Genomic DNA, 19,827 nt, shown 5'->3' with positions numbered 1-19,827 from the left:
TCTTTAAAAATCAGCTTTACGTTCTGCGAAAGCTGATTTTTTAATTTAATGCATTAGAAAACAACACTTTAACAGCGAAGAATTCAAATAAAAAAGCATCCATTATTTATGTTGTAGCTTTGCTGCGATTTAAAATAATTTATGACCACATTTTCAGACTTCGACATTTCTCCAAATATACAACGAGCACTAGCCGATTTAAACTTTCAAACACCTACTCCTATTCAACAGCAAGCCATTCCAATTGTGGCTGCCGGAACCGATTTAGTAGGTTGTGCACAAACGGGAACAGGAAAAACTGCTGCCTTTGCAATTCCCATAATCGATTACATCCAAAAAATGCCTGGTGTTGGCAAAAAACACAACAATATTCGCGCGCTAATTGTAACACCTACGCGCGAATTAGCACTCCAAATCGAAGAGTCGTTCAAATCGTTAGGACAGTACACACGCGTGCGCACAACGACCATTTTTGGCGGTGTGTCTCAAATTCCACAAGTCGAACAACTAAAACGCGGCACCGAAGTCTTGGTAGCTACTCCGGGTCGTTTACTCGATTTGGAAAAACAAGGATTTATCGATTTAAATCAATTGCACATTTTAGTTCTCGACGAAGCCGATCAAATGCTCGACATGGGTTTTATTAACGACGTCAAGAAAATTGTGAAGCTTACGCCAAATAACCGCCAAACGCTGCTTTTTTCGGCAACAATGCCGTTGGAAATTCGCGCTTTAGCTGAAGATTTTCTCAATCAACCAAAGCACATTACGGTAAATCCGGTATCGTCGACAGTTGAACGCATCAATCAAGAAATATATTTTGTCGAAAAAACCGAAAAGCGAAATCTGCTCTACCACTTGATTCGGAATCGAGGTTTGAGCGACGTTTTGGTATTCAGTCGAACAAAGCACGGAGCAGATAATATTGTGCGCTCATTAAAGAAAAAAGGTGTGGAAGCTGAGGCTATTCACGGCGACAAATCGCAGTCGGCACGACAACGCGTTTTAGAATCTTTCAAAAACAAAAGTGTTGGCGTTTTGGTTGCCACAGATATTGCCGCACGTGGCATTGATATCGATGCACTTCCTTTTGTCATCAATTTTGATTTACCGAATATTCCCGAAACTTACGTACACCGAATAGGTCGAACCGGACGTGCCGGAAAAGAAGGAACTGCTATCAGCTTTTGCGGCCGTGACGAAGAACCGTACTGGAAAGACATTATTAAACTTACTCGTGCAGCGGTTACCGAAATTAAAGACCATCCGTGGCCTTGGGTGGGAGCCGAACGGGTAGAAACACCAGTTGCCGATAATGCAGCAAAAAAAGGTACTTCTAAAAGTCGAAAGTCGACAACCAGCAAAAAAAACAAGAAGCGCTGGTATTAAACCCTACTTAAAATTGCATTTCCACGTAAAGTGAAGTCGGTGGGTAAAACACTCGAAAAACAACTACACTAATTCGATGTCGCGTTGCTAAAAAAATCTTAAATTTGCAGGATAATTTTTTGCAATGAGCGCAAGCAAAGATCTCCACAGTAAGTGGACAATTGGCGGGCTTCTCGTCAGTTTAGGGATTATTTACGGTGATATCGGAACCTCTCCACTTTACGTAATGAAAGCCATAGTTGGGCTTGACAATCCGATAAATGAGGACTTAGTTTTGGGCGGTATTTCTTTGGTTTTTTGGACTTTAACCCTTCAAACCACCTTGAAATACGTAATTTTAACGCTAAATGCCGACAACCACGGCGAAGGCGGAATCTTTGCCCTGTATGCCCTAGTTAAAAGAACGAAAATCAAATGGTTAATAGTTCCGGCGATTATTGGCGGATCGGCCTTATTAGCCGACGGAATTATTACGCCTCCAATCTCGGTTTCCTCTGCGGTAGAAGGGGTTAAGAATTTCTATCCCACAATAAATACGGTACCTATTGTTATCGCTATTTTGTGCGTGTTGTTCACCATTCAACAGTTCGGAACCAGCTTAGTTGGTCGGTTTTTCAGCCCGGTAATGATGATCTGGTTTGGAATGCTGGCAACCTTAGGTGTCATTCAAATTTCAGACAACTGGGGCGTTTTAAAGGCAATAAATCCGTATTACGCCTATCATATTTTAGTTGCTCCGGAAGGTATAAACCCAGAAGGATTCTTCGTTCTTGGTTTTGTATTCCTTTGTACTACAGGTGCTGAAGCGCTGTATTCAGACATGGGACACTGCGGAAGAAAAAACATTCGCATCAGTTGGATTTTTGTAAAATCAGCTTTATTGCTCAATTATTTCGGACAAGCGGCGTTCCTGATCGACCACGAAGGCAGTACGCTACGTTCTTTAGGAACTTCAAATCCGAATCCGTTTTACATGATTATGCCCGATTGGTTTCAACCCATAGGTGTTGTTATCGCAACCTTAGCAGCAGTTATAGCTTCTCAGGCATTAATCAGCGGATCGTTTACGCTCATCAACGAAGCCATGCGCCTGAACTTCTGGCCTAAAGTGCGCATTAAATATCCAACCGATTTAAAAGGACAATTGTACATCCCAAGCATCAACTGGTTGTTGCTTTTTGGTTGTATCGGCATTGTCTTGTACTTCGAAGAGTCGAGCGCCATGGAACACGCCTACGGTTTGGCTATTGTACTTTGTATGATCATGACCACCGTTCTACTCAATTACTACCTCATTATGAAGCGTGTAGCGTGGTACATCTATGTTCCGTTGATCACGTTATATCTGATAATTGAAGGTTCGTTTTTGGCTGCCAACGTGGTAAAATTTGCCGAAGGTGGTTTCGTAACTCTAATTATTGCGATTGTTTTGATTGCGATTATGAGTATCTGGTTCCGTGCGAAGAAAATCAGTAAGAACTATACGAAAATGGTACAAATTGGCGATTACAGTCAAATGTTGCGCGAACTAAGCGTCGATTTATCCATTCCAAAATATGCAACGCATTTAGTGTATTTGACCAATGCGAGTCGTGTGGATGAGATCGAAGAAAAAGTGGTGTACTCCATTTTTGAAAAACGTCCGAAGCGCGCCGATATGTATTGGTTTTTGCACGTGAATATCTTAAACGAACCCTACAAGACCGAATATAAAGTAACGCATATTTTACGCGACGACGTTATTCGAATCGACTTCAATCTCGGTTTCCGTGAGCCTACTAAAATCAACATCATGTTTAAAGAAGTGGTGAAAAATATGGTGGCAAATGGCGAGGTGGACATCCGCAGCCGTTACGAATCGTTAAACCGCAACAACATTATTGGCGACTTCAAATTTGTGTTATCCGAGAAATTCTTGTCGAACGACAGCGACTTACTTTGGTACGAAAAACTGATTATGAATTCGTATTTCTTCTTGAAAAAACTCAGTTTAAGTGAAGAAGGTGGTTTTGGTTTAGACAGCAGTTCGGTGAAAGTAGAGAAATTCCCGTTGGTGTTACATCCGCCGGAGAAAATCTGCATGAAGCGCATCGACTAAGCAGCTCATCAAGTTTTGAAACTAATACTCAAAAACCGGTCGTCAATCTAATGTTGAAAACCGGTTTTTTTGTTTTTTATTTGGGCGGCATTTCGCGCTGTTCGTTGCAACAAAAACGCACAAAAGCGGTTCGTGCTGCTTTTGTATAGGGCTTCCGTTGGTCGCCTATTCAAAACCGCTCTCACACACTTTTGTTGCATTTTTGTTTCCACTGCCATCACGGCCGCGGGAGCGTTACCGGGGGTACTATCGCCCAACACTTATGTTCAGGTCGGCTAATTCTACTTGGAATTTTACTTTTGCTTTTAGGGCAGTAAAAACACGCAACAAAGTGTCCATTGTTACGTTACTTGCATTGTTTTCAAGCCTTGAAATTTGAGCTTTTTGCACACCTATAAGTTTCCCTAAATCGTCTTGAGTCAAATTGCGCTCTTTTCGGGTTTGTTTTATGGCTTTTCCGATTAAATCCATTTGAAGTTCGTATTCAAAAAAGTTTCTTTCTGCTGTTCCCACTTTTCCGATAAGTTCATCTTGTACTTCTTCTAAGGTGTACGTTTTCATTTTGTCGAATCGTCTAGTATTTCAAAAATAATAAAAGTATCGTTTAAACGAAACATTTAACTACCTACCTTTTCAAAAAACCAACGAAGTTATCGATAATCGCTGCTGTAAAAACAGCTCCACATGCACACGCAAAGCCATAATTTCCATTGCAATCGGTGCTGCGATAAACGTTACTGGGGGAAGTTTCCGAACGCACGGGAACACGAATTAAACCCGAGGCTCCAACCTAACAGACGAAGTAAATTCGCGCGAGTGGGAACGCTGGTAAACTTCAGAAATATGAAGCGGGTAAACACCCGTGGCATTAAAAATGTCAACAAACACGTGCTCATGGCAAGCTTAACCTACAACTTGAAGAAATATCTGACCTTCAAAACCAAAAAACCAGCGGCAATAGCCAAAGTTATATCACAAAAACGAGAAAAGCTTTGCGGTTTTACAAAATGACTGTTTTTTGACTCCAAAAAAGGCGTTTTAAGGCTTAGTTACTTTTTAAAACCACACGCTATTTTGCGAACGAGCGTACTTTAAAACGTCTAATTTGAGCTCGTTTTAATTTGGAATTTTTATATTTTGGAGAAAGATGATAGTTCTGCAACGGTTACCGCTGTTACCGTTTGTGCTGTGTTTCGTATCTTAGCTGAATAAATCTTGTCATGAAAATTGATATACCAAACGACATTAAAAGTGAGTATGAAGGTTACGATTTAATTGTCACTTGGTTAAACACTTACAAACATCTATCGGGAACCGAAATAATTTTCGATTTTACAAAAGTTACGTTTCTTGAAGCTAATCTTTCCGCATTGATCGGTACTATTTTCGAACTTCTTGAATCAAAAGGCAACAAAGTGTCTGTGATTAATATGAATAATGGTATTGAGACTATTCTCAGAAAAAATGCCTTTCTCGTTCCATTTGGTTTTGACAAAATTGACGATAGATATGATACCGTGTTAACATATATGAAATTTATGCCTAATAATGATATTGGTTTTCAAACATACTTGAACAAAGAACTTCTAAGCAAACCTCAATTTCCAAAACACAGTGAGAAACTTGGAAAAGAAATTATTAGGAATATTTTTGAAATATACGAGAATGCAAGAACTCACGGGAAGTGCGATTTTATCCATACTTGTGGACAATTTTTCCCGAGAAAACCCGATAAGCCTTTACACTTTACAGTAGTTGATAAGGGAGACAACATTAAGCAAAATGTATCAAACTATCTCCGAAGAGACATAACTGCAGAGGATGCCATTGAATGGGCCATGGTTAAGGGCAATACCACAAAAACAGGTACAACGTCAGGCGGTCTGGGCCTTGCTGTAATCTTTGACTTCATCAAACTCAATAAAGGGAAAATTCAAATAGTCTCTTCAGATGGTTTCTATGAGTTTAAAAATGGAAATGTTATCAAAAGGAGGCTTAATTCTATATTTGATGGAACAATAGTGAACATTAAATTTAACCTTAATGATAAGAATCATTACCTCCTCACTGAAGAATTAGATAGTTTTGATAACATATTTTAATCTTGTATCTTTGCCCTAACCAAAGAACACCATGCAACACATAATAATCAGAAACGTAATCAATTCAGAATTAGCAGTTTCGACCGAAAGTGGCATGAAAGTTTTCGAGCTTGTTGACACTTATCTCCAAAAAAAGGAGAAGGTTGAATTGGATTTTGCTGGCATAACTATCATAATAACTGCGTTTTTAAATGCGGCGATTGGTAGTTTGTATAGCAAAAAGGAATACACGCCCCAATTCCTAAACGAGTATTTGAAATTAGAAAATGTCGAAAAGGACGATAGAATACTGTTCAGAGATGTAATTCAACGAGCGAAAGAATACTTTGCAGATCGTGAATCGTTTGAGAGAAATTCTAACGACGCGATTTATGGCAACGATTAACATCAAGGATTATAAGATTGGATTTACTGATCAAATCTTCTTCGATACGAATATTTGGCTTTTGTTATATGGAACAATGGCAAATTATCAAGCAAAGGAACAGAAAATTTACACTGATTTCTTTCAAACATTGTTGCAAAAAGCGACTCCCATTTTTCTTACTTCAATGGTAATTTCCGAGTTCGCTAATGTCATATTGAGAAGAGACTTTAATCAATGGATATCTACAGAAAAACTATCGAATAAAGATTTTAAAAAAGACTTTGTTGGGACTGCTAAATATGAGGAGACAATTTCTATAATAGCTGTCGCAGTTAATAAGATTTTAAAGTTACCAAATATTGTTATCGTTGGAGATGATTTTAATGCAATTAATAAAGAAGCTATTCTAGAAAATTTCAAGCTAGTTGATTTCAATGATTCTTATTATGCCGAATTAGCTTATATGAATAAATATAAAGTTGTTACAAATGACAAAGACTTTATAAAAATGAGTTCAAAAATCGATATTATCTCGGCTCAAGTTTGATCAGTTTTTTCATTTTTTTGGGTTTGTTTAGGTGAACCTAGATGTCGGTTTCAGCATTACCGGCTAACGTTTTTAGGATTGACGATGTGGCGGATTTTTAGTAAAAAAGTTCAATAGAATTACTGCTGTTGAAGCTTGCACAAATGTTTCATAGAAGCACAAAACCCCCGCTTTTGCAAAACGGCTGTTACAAGCTGCTTTTCTATTTTCGTTCTTGTAGTAGTTCGTCATTTCCAATTGGTTTTTCGTCAAAATACAAAGTGTTAACCTTGTTATTTTTTACTGTTAAAATTGTCGTGTGAATTGCGTTAAATGTTCCATTATGCCAAAGACTTACAAATTTGAAGTCATTAACTCCGTCTTTGTTGAAGTCTACAATTTCAATTTCAGGTGTCGTGATTTCAAAGTCTGTTTTTAGTTTTGTCGGTATTAGTTTTCCGTGCTCAAAGTCATATAAGACCCATAGATTAAAGTCAAAAACGTTGTCTACAAATTCTTTCTTTTGATTGTCGTAGAATAATGCTCTACTGTTAACTTCATCTGTCGGATAATGCTTTAAAAGGACTAAGTAAATTGTATATAGACTGTCGTATAGTCGAATTGTGTTAATGTAAGTGTCTTTATATGTTTGAGTGCTGTCATAAAATTCAAAGTCTTTAGCGTAGTCTTTAACCGTTTCTTCGATTTTGGAATTAACTCCGTCATTCAATTGAACTGAATTGTTTTTGTCTTTAAGATTAAGCTCGTTTAAACGCAATGGTAGTTTCCCGTCAATTGCTGATATTTCAAAATTATTAGTATGTTCGAGATTGTCGTTATTACTCACTTTGTCTTCTTTCGATTTTCTGTTAGAGCAACCAAACAAAATTGTCAGTAAAAATATTGCAGTTAGTGTACGCATTGTCGTCTGTTTTAAGTTGCTTGTAACGGTTTCTGGCTTGCCGCAGGTGGGGATTTAGAAGCACCAACCTGTCAATAAACACCAATTTTATTTAGAAGCACGAACTCTCGATTTACGCTTAACCCCCACTTGCGGCAAACCCGTTTTAGGTGTAGTGCTTTCTTTTTCTTTTAGTTCTTTCGCTGATTCAACCTTTTTAAAGGTTTTTTCTTTAAGTTCTTTGTTCTTCTTTATTTCCTTGGTTATCAATTCTTGAAGAGGTCTCATTGGAGTTTCCATTACAGAATATTCTTCTTTGAAAATAAACTTGAATGTTTCTTTGAACTTCTCTTCTGTCCTAATTTTATTGAATAAAGGCCATTGTTTATAATCGGATTTGTCAACTTCTCCTTTATCTCCAATTTTACTCATTATTTTATAAGCCTTTTCATAGTCGTCAGTCAGAACCGCGTATGCTAACTTGAAATCGTCACTACTTGCACTCCAGTCTTTTTTGTCAAGTATTTGTTTTGCTTCGTCTTTTCTGTCCTGTAGATATTTAGATAAAGAGCCGTTGACAATAAATACGTTTTTTAGTGAATCATTAAAATGTCTTTTTTGGTGACAACCAAAATCAAGGAGAATGTCAGCAAGGTCGAAAGAGTTTGTATTTATTAAATGAAAACAAACATCATTTAATTCTCTGTCAGCTTCTTTTAAGTCTGAAATAAGTAGTTTTCTCCAAATTGTATGTGTCAACTTTGTAGCAATTTCATAAAGGCACTTATAAGCAATTGAAAAATATTTAGGCTCAACGCCTAATCTGTCACCAACCTCAGTTTTTTCTATCTGACAATTGTGTTCCTGGCAGTTCTTTACGTATTGATTTGATACAACACCATCACAATGCACAAGTAAATTTCTTCTCTCAGTAATTTCTATGAAGGTTTGCCAAATAGGTAGGTTTTCCCTTAGTTTAATACCAATTAGTTTTTCGAGATAATCGAATTGTTCAGAATGGCTCCTTCTTAAAACAGTATCAATTTCTTTATCTATTATGAATTCCCTTGCATTCTCAATGGTCTCCATTTCAACAAGCTGGGAGAAAGTTAGATTCCTTTCAGAGCCATTTAATACGTCTGGCTTAATTTCATATATAGCACGGAGCAGACGAGTTAAAAAAGCGTCATATTGAGAAATTAAAGAAACAAACAAGCTTTCTGGAATAATTTTGTTTGCAAGTGATGAAGTAGAAGCATTTCTCTCAAGTGTTTCAAACTTTTTAGATTCGTCAGCTTTTACTAAAAGCCTTTTCTTGCCATTGTCGTCTTCAATTTCTTCAACACTTTCTTTAAGAAATTTCATAAAGTCATCATTCGCCTTTTTGTTGTAAGGTTGAATAAGGAGCATAGTCATTGGCAACGTATCTTTAATAGCGTCAATGTGTCTCAAAAATGTCTCTAAATTTTTATTTAAATTTTTTCCTGTAGTCATATTAGTATTTTCGTTTTTAGCATTACACCTAACTCCCAAATATACGAAAGTTTTCATCTTTTATCTAAGCACGTTATCCGCGAAAACACGCGCAAATACTCGAAAGAATCATTTTTTATTCGTTTGAGAGACTTTTATAAACTTTCGTTTTTTGAATATGTTAAATTTGTATGCGATATCTCAAAATTTACAATCTAAAAAGTAACCACAAAAACTTTTGTATTTCTTAGCAGCAAAGTTGTTTTTATTCGTAAAATCTCAAAAAAATACATATCAAAAAAACAGAATTCGCATTTGGGTTTCGTTTGCTAAAGTAAACCGTTCGTAACTCCCAAAAATACCTACTTATAGGTATTTTTCCACCAAACGTTAGTAACGTATTCCCTAGCCCGGATGGCAGCGGCAGCCCGCAAGAAAAATACGGCTACGTGAACCGCTACTGTGGTGGCGACACGAGGAGCCCGCCGCAGGCCGAGTGAACGTGCCGTATTTTTTGCGGACTAAAGCGAACAGCCGGAAAAGCTTCTAAAAACTAGTACTATCAATTTTTACCTAAAAGTGAAATACTGTTTTTGGGTATTTCGACGAAATTATTACCGAATCGTGTTGGGGATACCGCGGCTTAGTTTGTATGACGACTGAGGGAACGTTAACAAACATATTTTGGCAAACCTGCATTGCAAATAATCGATTTTAGTCACAAATACCTGTTTAAAACATTTTCTTACGACGACAGCAATAATTGAAAATTCTGTTCTACTAAACTTTTCGCAACCAACCCAAAATTTCGTCGTGCTTAATGGTCCACTTTCCGTTTTTATAATTGAGGTCGAGGACGATTCGGGATTTTGCGTTTGGTCCCAGATTTTGCTGCACAATTTGTATCTGTGAAGCTGTTACTTTAGAAATAATTGCCACATGACCGTATTGGTTGAATACATTTCCATCAAAAATCAGAAGATCGTTCACCTGAGGCTTCGATTTACTCGTATTTGTAAACTGAATTAAATTTCTTTTTTTGTTCATTCCGCCATCTGCAACTGCGCGATCATAAAAATCTTTTGCATGACCATAGCTATCGGGCATTTTGTGTTTAAGATGTTGATAGTAATAGCGTTTAACAAACTCAACGCACTGATACTTCAATCCAAGATTGTAGCCGTCGATAGTGGTATTCCGACCCACTACATTACCAACCGAACCGTTGTAATAAACGTAAACTCCATTTAAACTGTCAATCTTTTGTCCGACTTTTAAACCTGTTATAAAACCGATCTTATTAAACGACCAAAAAGCGGTAGTTACTACTAAAATAATAGCGATAAAAAGGTATTTTAAAGACTTTAATTTCATAGAAAGAAACTTTAATAAAGCGAATCAGCGTGACGTAAATACTACATAATCAAGGTTACATCAACAATTAACTAACGTATTGATTGTCTATTAATTGTATAATCCGTTCTTTCAATTTTATACCAATTCCATGGCGTATCTTCATCGAAGTAGGTTTCTACGAACTGCATGCCAATTTTCTCCAAAACTTTTATAGATGCCTGATTGTTTGCATCGGCAGCTGCGTACACCTGCTGCAGTTTCATGGTGTTAAAAGCATAGTCGAGTGTTAAAAAAGCTGCTTCGGTAGCGATTCCCTTCGACCAGTATTTTCTGATGAGCCTATAGCCTATGTCGTAATAATTTTGGTGATTATTGTTTTGTTCTGTAACAAATTTTAATCCGGCCCAGCCGATGAAGTTATTGGTTTCCCTGTCGATGACAGCCCAACGACCAATGCCGTGCTCTTGGTATTGTTGCCGAACAAAAGTGATGACGTTTGCAGATTGTTCTTTGGATGTCAGTGGTTTATTGCCCAGAAATTTGTGCACTTCCGGATCCGAATCGAGTTCAAACATACCCTCAACGTCCTCGGGAACTAATTCTCGTAAAATAAGGCGTTCGCTTTCAGCAAATATTTTCATAGCGGGTTAGGGTTGGTTTGATTCGAACCAGTTAACAATAGCGGGCATATTTCTTTCAAATCCGCCCGGAATAAAAAAGTTTAGTACGGCACATTTCTCGGACGTATTATTTGCAAAATCGTGTTGCGTCTTGGCAGGAATGCGCAAAAAATCACCGGGTTCTACATCTATCCATGTCTCGCCAACCAGTACCGATGTAACGCCTGAAATACCGCAGAAAACCTCATCGTTAGCCTCGTGCTGGTGAGCGCCCGGACCGGTAGAATAAGGTTCTAACCACCATTCGGAAATACTGTACTTGTTAGCCGTTTCGTTTTCATCGGCTTTAAAAATTGCAGTCATACTGCCGCAATGGTACACTCTGCCCTCTTTCTTTTTGAGGAAAAGTACCGAGTTGTCGTCTTGCTTGTGTTCCATAGTGTGTAATTTTATCAAAGATGTATTTTAGAACTCTTTGAAATTCCAGCCGAATACACGACCAAGGTATTTTATTTTTTCTAAACGTATTGTAAACGAAAGGTAATTCAAGGATGGTTAAGGGTTGGTTTCAACGTCCACTAAAATACAAGTTTTATCGCTCCTCCCAGATCGTGAAAGTAATATGCCAACTTTATACATTCGAGCCCATAACCTGCGGCTGTTGGCAATAATTTTTGTTTCTAGTTAACATAAAATTTAGTGATCTCTTCTATAAAATTTTGAGGATGAGATCCCATTAAATTTGTCAAAATTACCACTGAAATATTTTTCTCAGGATAAATAAACACCGCATTTCTGGAACCACCCATTAAAGCTATTATTGGATTCTCGGCTCTAGAACTTAATGAAAATCCAATTGAACTTCTGTCCAGCAATCCATTTTCTTCAAATTGTTTTCCATTCTCAAATTCAATAGGTTTTAAAAGAATTTTTAGATTTTCAGCGTTTATTAATTGATTAGTTTGAAGCGCAATTATCCACTTTGCCATTTCTTCGGCTGTCGCATATACTCCGCCTGCTGGCAATAAAATTGAAGGTATTGGTTGATAAACATTAGTCAAAACGTTATTTCTAAAATATGTATAAGGTCTTGCAGAGTGCTTTATGATGTTGTAAAAATCGCCAAGTCCTGCTTTCATGGCGTTTTTCATTCCGGCTTTTTTAAATTGGTTAAGGGTAATAAATTCTTCAAACGACTGTCCGCAAATTTTTTCTATGAGCATCCCAAGTAGCATGTAATTTATTAAGCATATTCTTACATTTTTTCCAGGCTCGAAAGCACAGGGCAATTCTTTGACTTTTTCGAACAAAGTATCACCATCTTCGGATAGCAAATTACCTTGAGAATCCCAAATATCAGGAAGACCAGATTTATGAGTAGCCAACTGTTCTACCGTAATCTTTTGCCAATTAATGGGTAGATCATTTAAATAATTTGAAATAGGTTGTCCAAGGTTTAGTTTTCCATTTTCAACCAATTGCATTATTGCAACTCCGGTAAATGCTTTTGTAATTGAATTAAGACTGAAAACAGTTTCTCGATCAACTGCAATTGAATCTTGAATATTAGCGAATCCATAATGACTTGATTTTACAAGTACATTATCTTTAATTACCGATAGTTGTAAACCAACAATTTTATGTTTTTTGATAATTTCTTTTATTGCCAAGTCAGCTTTGTCTTCCTACGAAAAAGAAATAGTATAAATCATTAAAAGACCAAGTAAATGCAATTTTATTTTCATGTTTTTTTTATCTTCTTAATTCTGCGTTGCCATTACTACTAACAGTCTAAAAATATGCAAAAGCGCGGAAATCAGAGTTCAAAATTATCGGTAAGCGCTCAACTTGATTCATTGCAAAAAGCTCTAATTAGCTACTAAGACTATTTTTTTTCCAAATGCGTGTTAACTGCTGTTTTTCTATCCCTTTACAAATACCATTACTAGTCCTAAAGCCATTACAATAATCACAAAACTTGCTAATCCTTTTCGAAACTTTTGATAGTTCTCTTTTGTTTTTTCAACTTTAAACACTCTAAACCAGTACCAAGTGCTATTAAGATTTTTGACCTTTTCGTAAGTTCTGTCTGTTCATTTTTCATTAAAGTCTAACGAAAACAGAAAAATTATTAGCAGTGAAAACGAGATCATCAAAAATTTCTCAATCATTTCTTCTATCTAAGATTCGTAAATTTAACCTAATTGTGATAATTTGAGAATAACATTTTGGCCTGCTTGCCTAATCCCGAGATTTACACTTCCGTTATCAGTTTCAACAAAACTCGTAAATCATTTAAAAACATAACGTTAAATCAGCTAATTTATGCGTGTCCCGAAAATGTGATATTAAAAACTTGCTTTTTCTCTTATCTCTTAAAAATATACACCTTCCCACCAAACGTTAGTAACGTATGCCCTAGCCCCGGTTGCAGCGGCAGCCCGGAGGAAAAGACGCTCGATTGAATTGGGCTAGAAACGGCGACCCAAGAAGCCGGGTATAGCCCCATGAAAACCGCGCCTTTTACGAGGACTACAGCGGAAAACGGGAAGAGCTTCGAAGAGATTTCGAGATTTCGAGATTTCGAGATTGAAAGATTAAAAGATTAAAAGATTGAAAAAATGGAAAAAATGGAAAAGAAGTGAATTCCAATAGCTATCGGAAGTGAAAGAAATGAAAAAATTCCTTCTTGTGGAATTCGAGTAAAACCTTTTGTGAACTCTGTGCCTATGTGGTCAACCGAAATAAGATAGAAAATGGAAAAAATGGAAAAGAAGTGAAAAAATTGATTCCGATAGCAATCGGTAGTGAAGAAATTCCTCCTTATGAAATTCGAGTAAAACCTTTTGTGAACTCTGTGCCTATGTGGTCAACCGAAATAGGATAGAAAATGGAAAAAATGGAAAAGGAGTGAAAAAACTGATTCCGAAAGCTATCGGAAGTGAAAGAACTGAATTGCGATATCTTTAGGAACTGAAAGAGATGAAGAAATTCTTCCTTTTGAAATTCGAGTAAAACCTTTTGTGAACTCTGTGCCTATGTGGTCAACCTAAATAAGATAGAAAATGGAAAAAATGGAAAAGAAGTGAAAAAATTGATTCCGATAGCAATCGGTAGTGAAGAAATTCTTTCTTGTGGAATTGGAGTAAAACCTTTTGTGAACTCTGTGCCTATGTGGTCAACCGAAGTAGGATAGAAAATGGAAAAGAAGTGAATTCCAATAGCTATTGGAAGTGAAAGAAATGAAAAAATTCCTTCTTGTGGAATTGGAGTAAAACCTTTTGTGAACTCTGTGCCTATGTGGTCCGCTGGGATATTCGCGTAGATTGGCTAAGGGGAAAAGTTTTTCCTATGCGAACTTGTCGGTTAAAACAGCGACTCGCTCAGGTACCGATGGAGCACAATGCTTCACAACGCTTCTCATAACGGACAGAATGTCATACGCTTCACAAGAATTGTGGTTACGTGTAGGCAAAAACATTAAGAAGTGATCGTAGCAATCCCTGTAGCTATCGGGACTAGCTTCCCAAAAAAACTCTTGCCCTCGACAGCATTAAGCCCTTTCCCAAAATAAAAAAGACCGGACACAAAATGCCGGTCTTTCCCCCAAAAACAATTAAAACAAATTGATTAGCAACACTTTCCGAAGAAAGCTCCCCAGTTACTAATCGTTCGCCCTAACACAAAATTTATATCATCGTTGCGAAACTTCATTTTTTAACCTGATGTCCACCAAATGCGATTGCAGTTCCGGTAAAGCACGACCCGCCAATTTCTGTAAATCAGATTTCGACGTGCTTGCCGCAAGTTTCTCCGCAATCAAAACCGTTTGCGTATGCGAATCGCGCAGCGTTTTAATAAACGTAGCTTCGAAACTCGACGCATTTACGCGGTACAACTTCTCGATTTGCGCTTTTCCATCGTCTGACAAAGCATTCGGAATCGTTATTCCCTCTGCGGTTGCAGCAGCGTGAATGTCGTCGTTAAGCTTTTGATGCGCTTTCAGCAGCATATCCACTTTCTCACGTAATTCCGTTTTCGCTGAACGACGGTCAGCTAAACGCAGCATTTCAAGTTCGACCAAATTAATGGCAGCCCACTCAACCAACAAAGACGCATCGGCCGTAAGCTGTTTCGAATTTTGGAACTTCTCCGCGTTGATTTCCTTTGCCAATACTACCGGATCATCAGTTTTTTTGCAAGAACATAAGATCAAAGAAATACAAAGCCATGAACTCAACAGCACTTTTCTTGGTTGCACCAAAGATCGGCTCATGTTTTTTCTTTTAACAAAGATGTCTCTTCTATAGTTCATAAACTTTATAAAATTTCATTAGATTTTTACATGATTTCAAACCTACCCACTAAAATACTCGTCCGAAAAATTTAGCAAGTACAACTTTTCTTTTGCCCGAGTAATTGCCGTGTACAACCAACGATAATACGGAATTGACACGCCTTCAGGAAGATACGGCTGTTCTACAAACACCCTACTCCATTGTCCGCCTTGGGCTTTATGACAAGTCATGGCGTAACTAAACTTTACTTGCAAAGCATTAAAGTACTGATTTTCTTTCATCTTCTTATAACGTGTACTCGGACTATACTCAATATAATCTTCTTCAACTTGAGAAGCAAAATCGCGGAATTCGGCTTGCGTTAGTGCGGGCGACTCACTTTGCAACGTATCGAGCATCACCAAACATTCAAAGGTGTCGGATTGCTGGTAGTCGAGAAACTTCACTTTTACTCTTGCAAATTTTTTGCCATAAAGTTCTTCTTCCTTAAAAATCTCAAGTACTTCAACAATATCACCGTTTGCAATGAAATCTTTACTGGCATCGTCGGCCAACCAATAATAATTGTTTTTAACAACCATGAGTAAATCGCCGGTAGCAATTTCGTGATCGCGCATCAAAATACGGTTCCGAATTTGGTTGTTGTAGGCATTGGCCCGTTTGTTGGAACGTACAATAACAATCGATTCGTCGATTTCCCGCTCGTTAAAAGCACTTTCAAAAGCATCTTGTATATCGTACGGATCTTGCAAACGTACAATATCGGGAAATCCAGAAATTTGGAACTGAAACGTACTGAGTTCTTCGCTCTTAATCAGATTCCGAATACCGGTTGCATTCATCAAAATGCCCGAATCGGTTGCTTGTCGCATTACTTCGGTAAGTTCCGTAATTCCAACTCCAGCAGAAAAATAAACCGCTAATTTTTCGGGATCTAATGCCGGCGATAAATCGCTGTGAACGGGCGGCAACTGCGCAGTATCGCCAACAAAAAGCACGGCACAATGGTCGGCGCTGTACACAAACGTCAGCAAATCGTCGAGCAAACCGTTGCCAACTGCTTCTGAACCCGAATCGGAAAGCATAGACGCCTCATCGATAATAAATAAAGCGTGCTGCCATTTGTTTTTCATCAGTGTAAAAGCATACTGCCCATCGGTAACATTCGGATAATAAATGCTTCGATGAATGGTGGCGGCATCTTTTCCAGAATAACCCGACATCACTTTTGCAGCACGTCCGGTTGGAGCCATCAAAACCACGTCTTTGTCGATCGATTCAAAAAACTGAACGATACTCGCAATTAGCGTTGTTTTTCCTGTTCCCGCATAACCTTTAAGCACAAATGCCGACTGTTGCGATTCGCCACTCAAAAATTGAGCAAACGTTTCGAAGAACACCTGCTGCGAAGGCGTTGTTTCAAAAGGAAAAAAGGCTTTAAGCCGCTGCGCTAAAATAGAGCTGTTTTGCATGGGCGAAGGCAATTGAAAACAATTTGCAAAAGCGATGGTTGATTGCTGTCCAAAAATAGCGGAATATCTCGGGCCGCTGCACGAAAAATCGTAAGTTTGCGCAACTGCTTATTAACCATGACGCAAGGTAACCAACTGAACTTAATTGTAGGCTTAAACGGATTTTCATTTCTAGTGTCAAATCCCGACAACAACTTGTTTCATGCGCCTACACAAGTCGAATTTCCAGTAGCCGACTTCCGAAAAACCACCGAAGAACAATACTGGGAAGCGTTTTTGAAGTATCCAGAATTAACGCGCAGCTACGAAAAAGTAGTTGTTTTCCATAAAAATGCCTACGCTACATTTGTTCCCAACGAATTGTACGACGAAGGTCAGCCCGAATTGTACCTACAATTTGCGACAAAACTTTTCGAAACCGATTCATTCGATATCGATGAGATACCAGAACTCGGCGTAAAAAACGTCTTTGTTCCGTACGTGCACATTAATAATTTTCTGCTCGACCAGTTCGATACCTTCGAATACCATCATTTCGAAACAAGCTTATGCAAGCAGTTCCAGAAAATTGCAGCTCAACGAACCGACAAATTGGCTTTGGCCTATGTCGATAAAAATTTGTTTTCATTATACGTTTTTCAAGGAAGTAACTTGCTGTTTAACAACACGTTTGAAATAATGAAACCGGCAGATTTTGTTTATTATCTGCTCTTTACCGCCGAACAGTTGGAATTAGATCCTGAACAATTTCATTTGCAGCTATTTGGCTCAATTTCAGAAGATTCGCCCTTTTATCAATTAGCGTATCAGTACATTCGAAACATCGAAGTAGCTCAAGTTGATACCGCATCGCAAAACCTTTCACCACTCGAAGCACGCACCTTTTTTCCTATTTTAAATCTATGAGAATCGTTTCCGGAACTTTTAAAGGTCGGCGAATCCAAGCGCCAAAAAATTTACCGGTGCGCCCAACAACCGATATGAGTAAAGAAGCGCTTTTCAATGTTTTGAATAACCGCTACCATTTCAGTCAGTTACGCGTACTCGATTTGTTTTCAGGAACCGGCAATATTTCCTACGAATTTGCCTCGCGCGGCAGCCAAGAAATTACCGCTGTCGATGCCGATTTCAACTGCGTAAAATTCATCAAAGCAACCAGCGCCGGATTTGAAATGGATTTAAGCGTCGTAAAATCCGATGTGTACAAATTCTTAGAAGCAAACAAAACGGCGTACGACTTAATTTTTGCCGATCCACCGTACGATTTCTCCGAAAAACAATTTCTAACTATTGTCGATTTGGTTTTTGAAAAACAATCGCTAGAATCCGAAGGCTGTCTCATTATCGAGCACAGCAAGCACACCAAGTTAGATGCGCATCCCAATTTTGTGGAAAAGCGTGCCTACGGAGGTTCTGTCTTTAGTTTTTTCGAAAATCTAGAAGTAGAATAGCTGAGGAAAAATTAAAAAAAGCAGACCTATAAGCCGGATTCTGTCAACCTCCAAACGGAAGAAGCCTTATCATTTATCTGGATTGGCGGTTACCCGACAATTCTAGCTTTCTACCCTTCAGCCTCAGGCGAGAAACCTTTATCGCTTGCGCGAAAGCTGATATACTTGAAATTTCACCGCATAGAGTTTACCTGATTTCACTACAGCTTAACCTGTACATCCTTTCTGTTGCACTTGTCCTTCCCGATTGCTCGAGCGACGGGCGTTACCCGCTATGCTTCTCTGTGGTGTCCGGACTTTCCTCCCCTGCCTAAACAAGAGCGATAAGGCGGTCTGCGGGCGCAAAGATAAGCCTACTAACGCATTTTCCTCGAGAATTCCATCAAGAAATAATGTATTTACTACTTGGGCGTTCCCTGCCGTGCCAAACGTTTCAAACCGCCTTAAACAAATTTACGGCTGCGGCAGGTCGCGTTTTTGCTGCAACTCCTCGCGCTAACGCCCACAAAAACAAGTCGGTAACAGGCTTCCTGTGGTCGCCCTTTCCCTCCTGTTTTTGTTTGGGCCTCAGCGCTGTGGGGTTTCCGCGTCAACCGCTAACGCAGGCAATCGTTACCAACAATCGTACTCGTAAAAATTTTTTTTTCAATACATTACAAGCTCTACGAATCGCTTTAACAACACATTAATTAAAATTTAACAATCATGCATCGAATAAAGCTTCTACATTTACGGCAGAATTTTACAACAACATGAAAAATCAATTTGTACATCTACATCATCTTACTGGCTTACAGGCGAGGTGATACTGATATGCAAATTTTAAACGAAATATCTTTCAAACCCGTCTGAGTATCCGACGGGTTTTTTGTTTTTCCGCACGTTTACTCAGACACATTTTCTAAACCATGAGTAAACTAAAAATTGCGGTCCAAAAAAGCGGCCGTCTTACCGAAAAATCGCTCAATCTGCTCGAAGAATGCGGTATTAAAATCTCGAACGGCGCCCGCAAACTCAAAGCCGATGTTGCCAATTTCCCCATCGAAATACTGTTTCTGCGCGACGATGATATTCCTCAATACGTCGAACAAGGCGTTGCCGATATCGGAATCCTCGGTCAAAATGAAGTCAGCGAACGCGGCAAAGACGTACAAGTAATCGAAAATTTGGGCTTTGCCGCATGCCGCATGTCGCTCGCCATTCCCAAAGACGAATCCTATAACGGCATTTCGTACTTCCAAGGAAAACGGATCGCTACAAGTTATCCCAAAATCTTAACCGAATTTTTCCGTGAAAACGGCATTACAGCAACCATCGAAGAAATTAGCGGCAGCGTAGAAATTGCTCCAGGAATCGGACTCGCCGAAGCCATTTTCGATATCGTAAGCACCGGCAGCACCTTGCTAATGAACGGCTTGAAAGAAGTTGAAGTTGTTGCTAAAAGTCAGGCTGTAATGATTGCCACCCAAGAACTTTCCGAGGAAAAGCAACGCATTTTAGATCAGTTGCTATTTCGCATTCGTGCCGTTCGCAGTGCAAAAGAGAACAAGTACATTTTGCTAAATGCGCCAAACAAGGCCGTAACCGAAATAAGTAAAATCTTACCCGGAATGAAATCGCCAACTATTTTACCCTTGGCAGAACCCGGCTGGAGCAGTTTGCATGCCGTTGTTCGCGAATCGGAGTTTTGGGAAATCATCGATCAACTCAAAAATTTAGGTGCACAAGGCATACTCGTAATTCCTATCGAAAAAATGGTTCTTTAAAAATCTGC

The 19,827-nt window shown here is 38.6% G+C and carries 17 protein-coding genes and 1 other RNA gene; 8 read left to right on the top strand and 10 right to left on the bottom strand.

The window, feature by feature from the left end; genetic code table 11:
• The first annotated feature begins 141 nt into the window (after positions 1–141).
• Together Q0064_RS12280 and Q0064_RS12275 are read left to right on the top strand one after the other, a co-directional pair.
• A complete protein-coding gene (locus Q0064_RS12280) occupies positions 142–1,389 on the top strand; it encodes a DEAD/DEAH box helicase (protein WP_298148510.1) in 1,248 nt (415 codons plus the stop codon).
• Positions 1,390–1,513: 124 nt separating this feature from the next.
• Complete coding sequence (locus Q0064_RS12275) at positions 1,514–3,487, top strand: KUP/HAK/KT family potassium transporter (RefSeq protein ID WP_298148509.1); 1,974 nt, start codon at positions 1,514–1,516, stop codon at positions 3,485–3,487.
• A gap of 246 nt (positions 3,488–3,733) precedes the next feature.
• Here the strand turns inward: Q0064_RS12275 and Q0064_RS12270 are convergent, their stop codons facing one another.
• Positions 3,734–4,048 (bottom strand): helix-turn-helix transcriptional regulator, encoded by a 315-nt coding sequence (locus tag Q0064_RS12270; RefSeq protein ID WP_298148508.1) that lies wholly within the window; start codon positions 4,046–4,048, stop codon positions 3,734–3,736.
• A 659-nt stretch (positions 4,049–4,707) separates the two neighbouring features.
• On the opposite strand from Q0064_RS12270, the gene Q0064_RS12265 reads away from it, so the two are divergent.
• From Q0064_RS12265 to Q0064_RS12255, 3 genes are read left to right on the top strand one after another with little or no spacing between them, the layout of a single operon-like run.
• Positions 4,708–5,589, top strand: a complete 882-nt coding sequence (locus Q0064_RS12265) for a hypothetical protein (RefSeq protein WP_298148507.1) — start codon at positions 4,708–4,710, stop codon at positions 5,587–5,589.
• A gap of 31 nt (positions 5,590–5,620) precedes the next feature.
• Complete coding sequence (locus Q0064_RS12260; RefSeq protein ID WP_298148506.1) at positions 5,621–5,974, top strand: STAS-like domain-containing protein; 354 nt, start codon at positions 5,621–5,623, stop codon at positions 5,972–5,974.
• On the top strand, positions 5,961–6,503 hold the full coding sequence (locus tag Q0064_RS12255) for a PIN domain-containing protein (protein WP_298148505.1): 543 nt from the start codon (positions 5,961–5,963) through the stop codon (positions 6,501–6,503). The genes Q0064_RS12260 and Q0064_RS12255 overlap by 14 nt, the downstream gene beginning before the upstream one ends.
• Positions 6,504–6,705: 202 nt before the next feature.
• Here Q0064_RS12255 and Q0064_RS12250 read toward each other — a convergent pair whose 3' ends face one another.
• From Q0064_RS12250 to Q0064_RS12215, 8 genes are all read right to left on the bottom strand, one after another.
• Positions 6,706–7,404, bottom strand: coding sequence for a hypothetical protein (locus Q0064_RS12250; protein ID WP_298148504.1), 699 nt, complete (start codon positions 7,402–7,404; stop codon positions 6,706–6,708).
• A gap of 87 nt (positions 7,405–7,491) precedes the next feature.
• Positions 7,492–8,934 (bottom strand): hypothetical protein, encoded by a 1,443-nt coding sequence (locus tag Q0064_RS12245; RefSeq protein WP_298148503.1) that lies wholly within the window; start codon positions 8,932–8,934, stop codon positions 7,492–7,494.
• Between the two features lie 702 nt (positions 8,935–9,636).
• Entirely contained in the window at positions 9,637–10,230 is a 594-nt protein-coding gene (locus Q0064_RS12240) for a CHAP domain-containing protein (protein ID WP_298148502.1), read from the bottom strand.
• A gap of 71 nt (positions 10,231–10,301) precedes the next feature.
• Positions 10,302–10,853, bottom strand: coding sequence for a GNAT family N-acetyltransferase (locus Q0064_RS12235; protein WP_298148501.1), 552 nt, complete (start codon positions 10,851–10,853; stop codon positions 10,302–10,304).
• A 6-nt stretch (positions 10,854–10,859) separates the two neighbouring features.
• Positions 10,860–11,270, bottom strand: a complete 411-nt coding sequence (locus tag Q0064_RS12230; protein WP_298148500.1) for a cupin domain-containing protein — start codon at positions 11,268–11,270, stop codon at positions 10,860–10,862.
• A 242-nt stretch (positions 11,271–11,512) separates the two neighbouring features.
• The gene (locus Q0064_RS12225; RefSeq protein WP_298148499.1) at positions 11,513–12,502 is read right to left on the bottom strand and encodes a serine hydrolase domain-containing protein; all 990 of its coding nucleotides are present in this window, start codon (positions 12,500–12,502) and stop codon (positions 11,513–11,515) included.
• 2,024 nt (positions 12,503–14,526) lie between these two features.
• Entirely contained in the window at positions 14,527–15,108 is a 582-nt protein-coding gene (locus Q0064_RS12220; RefSeq protein ID WP_298148498.1) for a DUF4142 domain-containing protein, read from the bottom strand.
• Between the two features lie 81 nt (positions 15,109–15,189).
• Positions 15,190–16,602: an AAA family ATPase gene (locus Q0064_RS12215; protein WP_298148497.1), complete on the bottom strand. Its 1,413-nt coding sequence runs from the start codon at positions 16,600–16,602 to the stop codon at positions 15,190–15,192.
• 117 nt (positions 16,603–16,719) lie between these two features.
• Here Q0064_RS12215 and Q0064_RS12210 point away from each other — a divergent pair, with 117 nt between their 5' ends.
• Positions 16,720–17,508, top strand: a complete 789-nt coding sequence (locus Q0064_RS12210) for a DUF3822 family protein (RefSeq protein ID WP_298148496.1) — start codon at positions 16,720–16,722, stop codon at positions 17,506–17,508.
• Positions 17,505–18,053: an RsmD family RNA methyltransferase gene (locus tag Q0064_RS12205; RefSeq protein ID WP_298148495.1), complete on the top strand. Its 549-nt coding sequence runs from the start codon at positions 17,505–17,507 to the stop codon at positions 18,051–18,053. Before Q0064_RS12210 ends, Q0064_RS12205 begins: the two co-directional genes overlap by 4 nt.
• Before the next feature lie 13 nt (positions 18,054–18,066).
• Here the strand turns inward: Q0064_RS12205 and rnpB are convergent.
• Positions 18,067–18,393, bottom strand: an RNA gene (gene rnpB, locus Q0064_RS12200) — RNase P RNA component class A.
• A gap of 568 nt (positions 18,394–18,961) precedes the next feature.
• On the opposite strand from rnpB, the gene hisG reads away from it, so the two are divergent.
• A complete protein-coding gene (gene hisG / locus Q0064_RS12195) occupies positions 18,962–19,819 on the top strand; it encodes an ATP phosphoribosyltransferase (protein WP_298148494.1) in 858 nt (285 codons plus the stop codon).
• Positions 19,820–19,827 lie beyond the last annotated feature (8 nt).

The organism is Flavobacterium sp. (assembly GCF_027490375.1).
Taxonomy (GTDB): Bacteria; Bacteroidota; Bacteroidia; order Flavobacteriales; family Flavobacteriaceae; genus Flavobacterium.
The sequence above is the reverse complement of the archived record's forward strand: the minus strand, read 5'-3'. Positions and strand labels throughout refer to the sequence as shown.